A 4,587-nucleotide genomic window follows, 5' to 3' on the forward strand; every position below is an offset into this window, starting at 1 on the left:
TGCGTAGCCGTAGCACGGCCTCGGCGCCGTCGAGGCCCCAGCGGGCTCCGGTGATCTCCATGCGGTCCTTGACGAGCCACTTCGCCGTTCCCTCGATGAGACCGGTGGCGATCGGCCAGCCGTTGGCGAGCGCGAGGTCATAGCGCAGGTAGGGGGCCTTGGCGTCGAGGTAGTCCGCCGCGGTGTCGGCGCCCTTGCGTTCGGTGGAGTTGTAGCCGTTGTAGGTGGCGCGGCGACGCAGACCGGTCGCGACGTCACTGGCCTTGCCCGCCAGGACTCGGCGGGCCCGGTCGCTGACCCAGGCCTCGGCGTCGGGGTCACCGGGGTCGAAGAACGACCAGGCGGCTTTCCAGAGGTACTCCAGGACGTGGACGAAGCCGACCACGATGGTCACCGTGACCGAGCGGCGGGCGGCCTCGGTGCGGATCGCCTCGATCTGGGTGTTGTTCCCGTCGACGAGCACGACCCAGGTCCGCTGGTGGTGGGGGTCGCGCCGCTGCGCCTCGTCGAAGCCTGCCGCGATGACGGTGGCGATGTCGTCGATGACGGAGGCGGTCAGCCACTTCCCGGTGGCCTTCGGCCCGTCCGCCCGTGGCTGCGGCGGGCTGGCGGCCTGGGCTTTCGGGCGGCGGGGGATGACGTCGTCGACGGTGCGCGGCGCCGGGGTAATGTCGTGCACGACGGCGATCTCGGCCATCCGTTTACGGTTGGCCTTCTCCCCGGGTGACAGGCGGGTCGCGAGCCGCTGGGTGGCCTGCCGGGCGGCCTTCGCGGTCGCCGGGCGCAGCGCCTCGGGGCGCATGACGATGCCCTTGCCGTCGAACTGGAGCACCAGCAACCGGCCGGCGCCGGCGATCTCGGGCCGGGCCTGGTCGTAGAAGGCGGCCACGTCGGCGGCAAGGCCACGGGCGAGCTCGACGGCGAGCCGTTTACCCAGGACCTGGCCGGTCGCGCGGGCGACCGCGTCGATCGCGTCGTCGAACGAGCCCCGGGTCACCTCCCGGGCAAGCCTGCGTGCGAGCGTGTGCGAGTACAGCCCGACCGGCAGGTTCAGCGCCCGGTCCGCGGGATGCAGGTTGCCCACCCCCGCCGCGCGGTAGGCGTTACGCGTGACCGTGACCTGCCCGAACTGCGACACCAGCCGCCGGTCATGGCCGCGTTCGGTCCGGGTACGCGCCACGCCGTCGGCGCCGACCGGCGGCGGGTCAGCCCGCGTCTCCTGTCCGGCCCGCAGGTCGAGATGGCCCTGGAACAGCGCCCGCAACACCTCGCGGCCGTGCCGGTCGACCAGCTCCTCGACCTCGTCGTGCGTGCCAGCGCGGGCGTCCGCGCCGGCGAGCAGCGCCTCCAACGCGAGGTACCGCGCCCTGGCCTCGGTGAACGGCCCCGCCGACGGCGGCACGACCGGCTCCTCATACCCTGACACGCAGGCTCCTTCTCGCTGTCACGTCCTCTTGGTTTCGTCACCACGGAACGTAGCGAGAAGGAGCCCCCTTCTTGACCAACCCCGGCACAGCACTCGATGATCGCTACCAAAATGATCTCACTCGACCGGAACTACACCCAAAGGTTTTCGGTGAATGCTACCCAACCCGCACGGGCGACGACTTCCTGGAGTTCATCAAGAAAGCCGTTGAGCCTCACAGAGATAAAGAGATCCACATCATCCTCGACAATCTCTCCACGCACACGACGCCCGACGTGATGAAGTGGCTCGAGGAGAACCCCAGAATCACGTTCCACTTCACTCCCAAAGGATCGTCGTGGATCAATCAGATCGAGAACTGGTTCGGTATCATCACCAAGCAGTCGATCCGGCGGGGCACCTTCAGCTCGGTCAAGGTGCTGATCAAACAGATCCGGGACTACATCGAGCACTGGAACTCCACTGCGGAGCCGTTCGTCTGGACCGCGACAGCCGGGGAGATTCTGGCCAAGGTCAAACTCGTCGAGACCAACATCAAGAAATTGGTTGCCAACAACGGCTGACAAAGGAATCAGAATCACGCTCCACTAGTCGATACAGGAAGGCCAGGCTGCCATCGCACCGTCGACGACGGCGGTCAGTTCGGCGGCCGTGGCGCCGTCGCGTGCCAGCAGCAACCCCGCCCCTAGAGCACGCCTCCATCGCGGCGAGACAGGCGCCGGAACCAACAAGACGTGCTGTCGCGTGGCTGTAAGGTCAGTCATCGAGCCAAGGGTGCACGGTCCGAGCAAGTCCGGGGATTTCGATTGTGACCGCGACCCAGAGCAAGTCCGCGTCGACCGCGAAGTAACCGTGTACCAGGTGGTTGCGCATGCCGGCTATCGCGGCCCAGGGAACCTCGGGGTGGCCCTTTCGGAAGGAATCGGACAGCCGTGCGGCCGCCTCTCCGATGATCCCCACCCACCTGATCAGGGCAGCGGCGAGGACGACATCTTTGTCCAGTTCGTCCCGCGAGGCGGGCAGATGCGCGCCGATCAGCTCGGCGTGTTCGACGATGTCGCGCAGGCGCTCGTCGTCGGACCTCACAGGGTAACGGCCTCGGCAAGAACGCGCTGGCGTAGCCGGGGTCGCAGGCCGGCCACCGTCGTCGCGTCGATGTGGACGTCGAGTGCCGACTCGGCCTCGCTGATGAAGCCGCCGAGGTCGAACAGACCCCGTCCCGGGGCAAGGTCGACGAGCAGGTCGAGGTCGCTGTCGTCGTCCGCGTCGGCGCGGGCGACCGAGCCGAAGACGCGGATGTTGCTGACGCCGTAGCGTTGTGCGACCGCGTAGACGTCTGCGCGGCGCCGACGCAACTCACTCAACGTCACCCGCCGGCGACGATCAACCTTCGTCGTCACAACGACCCCTTCCGGGAGAAGCCTGGCCCGCTATCAGGATCGCACAACAGCTGCTGCCGGGATCGTTGTGGAGTGATCCCGTTTCCGTGGACAGCGAAGTTGTCCGGAGCCAGGTCAGGACTTCTTTTCGGATGATCTTGGTAGATGGTGCTGTTTTTCCTGGTCAGCGGTCTGTTCTGGGTGTGCGACAGGTGTTGTTCACGCGGATGGGTGCGGCGCTGGCCTGTTGAGCGTGCTGATCAGGTTGCGGTTCGCTGTCCGTGCGGCGACGAGCTCGTCCTGGAGGTCGTTGAGGTCTCGGCGGGCGTCGAGGAGCTGGTGTTCGAGGGTGGTGATGCGCTCGCGGAGCGCGGCTACCTCGTCGGTTCCGGCGAGGCAGGCGGCGTGGAATGCCTGTGCGCCGAGGATGGTCGACAGCCGTTGGGTGAGTTTGACGTTCTGCTGGCGCAGGCGCTCGTTGTAAGCGCGGACGTTGGCGAGGTCGGCGAGCAGGGACCGCTGGCTGATCCGGGGGCTGGGCGCTGCGCCGGCTGGTTCCGTGGCGTGCGTGAGAACGTGAGCGCGCAGGTCGTGGTGCCGGTAGAGGAATGAGCGGTCGACGTCGGCGGCGCGTGCGACCGCCGAGACGGTGATCTCCTCGCCGGCTTTCTGGAGCCGGGTGAGGGTGTCGAGGACCTTCTGCCGGCGGCGCTGGCTGTCGGCGCGGCGGGCCGCGGCGAGCGGCTCGGGTGGGTCGCCGGCCATCAGTGGATTCCCCGGCTGGGCGGGTGGTGGGCGGCGCGATCGTCGGCGGGGGTGCTGGCGGAGAACGCCTGGCGGCGTGGCCGGCTGGCTGAGCGGGACGCCGAGCGGGAGACCGGGCGTGAGGCGCTGCGGGCGGGGCTCACGGTGCTGCGGAAGATCGTGTTCGGGCGGTCGTCGGAGAAGGCCGGTGTGGGGGTGGGCTGGCGGTCGCGGTCCTGGCGGCGCTGCTCGCCGGTGCGGGCCAGCTCCTCGTCTGCACAGAATGCGCAAAAAGCTGTCTATTCACAAAACTTGCCGGCTTGCCGGCTCGTTCGCAGCGTTCACCACTGTGCGATCTGCGTGCCAGCCCCCACGGCGGTGACACACCGCCGCCGGCGATTTCTTCCGCCGTGACCAGCGGCCCCTCACCGCCGACCTTGATCCGCAGAATGCGCAAAAAACCATTTATTCACAAAACTTGCCGACTTTCCGGCTAGTTCGTAGCGTTTTTGGAAGGGCGGCAAAGCCTCCCGGCCGGAAGAGCTCGGACGGACTATCGCCCAGCGGATGAACGATGTGGATGAACGATTCGGAGGTGGCGGGATGACGTCCATAGGCGCGGGAGCCGCGGGCAAGCCGCCGGTGAGCGGTGAGCCAGCCGAGGGTGCGTTCGACCACCCCTCGTCCCGGCAGGGCCAGGGCCCCGGAGATTTTCCGGCCGGGGTTCTCCCGGGCGGTCTCGACGCGGTCTCGACGGTGGCCTTCAGGATGGTCCATGACCCCCGCGGGCCGGACCCCGCCCCGCGACGCGCCCTGGACCTTGGCGGTCACGCCCTTGTCCGTCCACCGGTCGAAGAAGCCGCAGACCGCCCGCCACGCCGGGAAGCCCGCCGGCAGCGCCCGCCACACGATCCCGTTGCAGGCCACGTACCGGAAGGCGCCCACGATGCCCCGGTGAGGGCCCGCCCCGGGCCGGCCGCCCCTCGGCACCGGCGGCAACACCGCTTTGGCAACCACCCACCCGGCGTCGCCCAGACC

The 4,587-nt window shown here is 68.4% G+C and carries 6 protein-coding genes; 1 reads left to right on the forward strand and 5 read right to left on the reverse strand.

Annotated features, from left to right (window positions below; genetic code table 11):
- The coding region (locus tag AC08OV_RS23655) for an ISKra4 family transposase (protein ID WP_476616031.1) at positions 1-1,402 on the reverse strand (1,402 nt) is incomplete at its 3' end.
- Positions 1,403-1,497: 95 nt separating this feature from the next.
- Between AC08OV_RS23655 and AC08OV_RS23660 the strand changes: the two genes are divergently transcribed.
- On the forward strand, positions 1,498-1,989 hold the full coding sequence (locus AC08OV_RS23660; protein ID WP_476616030.1) for an IS630 family transposase: 492 nt from the start codon (positions 1,498-1,500) through the stop codon (positions 1,987-1,989).
- A gap of 193 nt (positions 1,990-2,182) precedes the next feature.
- On the opposite strand, the gene AC08OV_RS23665 is transcribed toward AC08OV_RS23660, so the two are convergent.
- The 4 genes from AC08OV_RS23665 to AC08OV_RS23680 all read right to left on the reverse strand — a co-directional run.
- A complete protein-coding gene (locus AC08OV_RS23665) occupies positions 2,183-2,512 on the reverse strand; it encodes a HepT-like ribonuclease domain-containing protein (RefSeq protein WP_476616029.1) in 330 nt (109 codons plus the stop codon).
- Entirely contained in the window at positions 2,509-2,826 is a 318-nt protein-coding gene (locus AC08OV_RS23670; RefSeq protein WP_476616028.1) for a nucleotidyltransferase domain-containing protein, read from the reverse strand. The genes AC08OV_RS23665 and AC08OV_RS23670 overlap by 4 nt, the downstream gene beginning before the upstream one ends.
- A gap of 198 nt (positions 2,827-3,024) precedes the next feature.
- Positions 3,025-3,570, reverse strand: coding sequence for a DUF6262 family protein (locus AC08OV_RS23675; RefSeq protein ID WP_476620343.1), 546 nt, complete (start codon positions 3,568-3,570; stop codon positions 3,025-3,027).
- Between the two features lie 444 nt (positions 3,571-4,014).
- A partial coding sequence (locus AC08OV_RS23680; protein ID WP_476620344.1) for a transposase occupies positions 4,015-4,587 on the reverse strand: 573 nt, incomplete at its 5' end.

It is taken from the genome of Frankia sp. CeTa3Moorea (assembly GCF_978021225.1).

Coding starts and splice junctions, on each gene's coding strand:
- AC08OV_RS23675 (WP_476620343.1), bottom strand. CDS start 3,570: ATGGCCGGCGACCCACCCGAGCCGCTCGCCGCGGCCCGCCGCGCCGAC.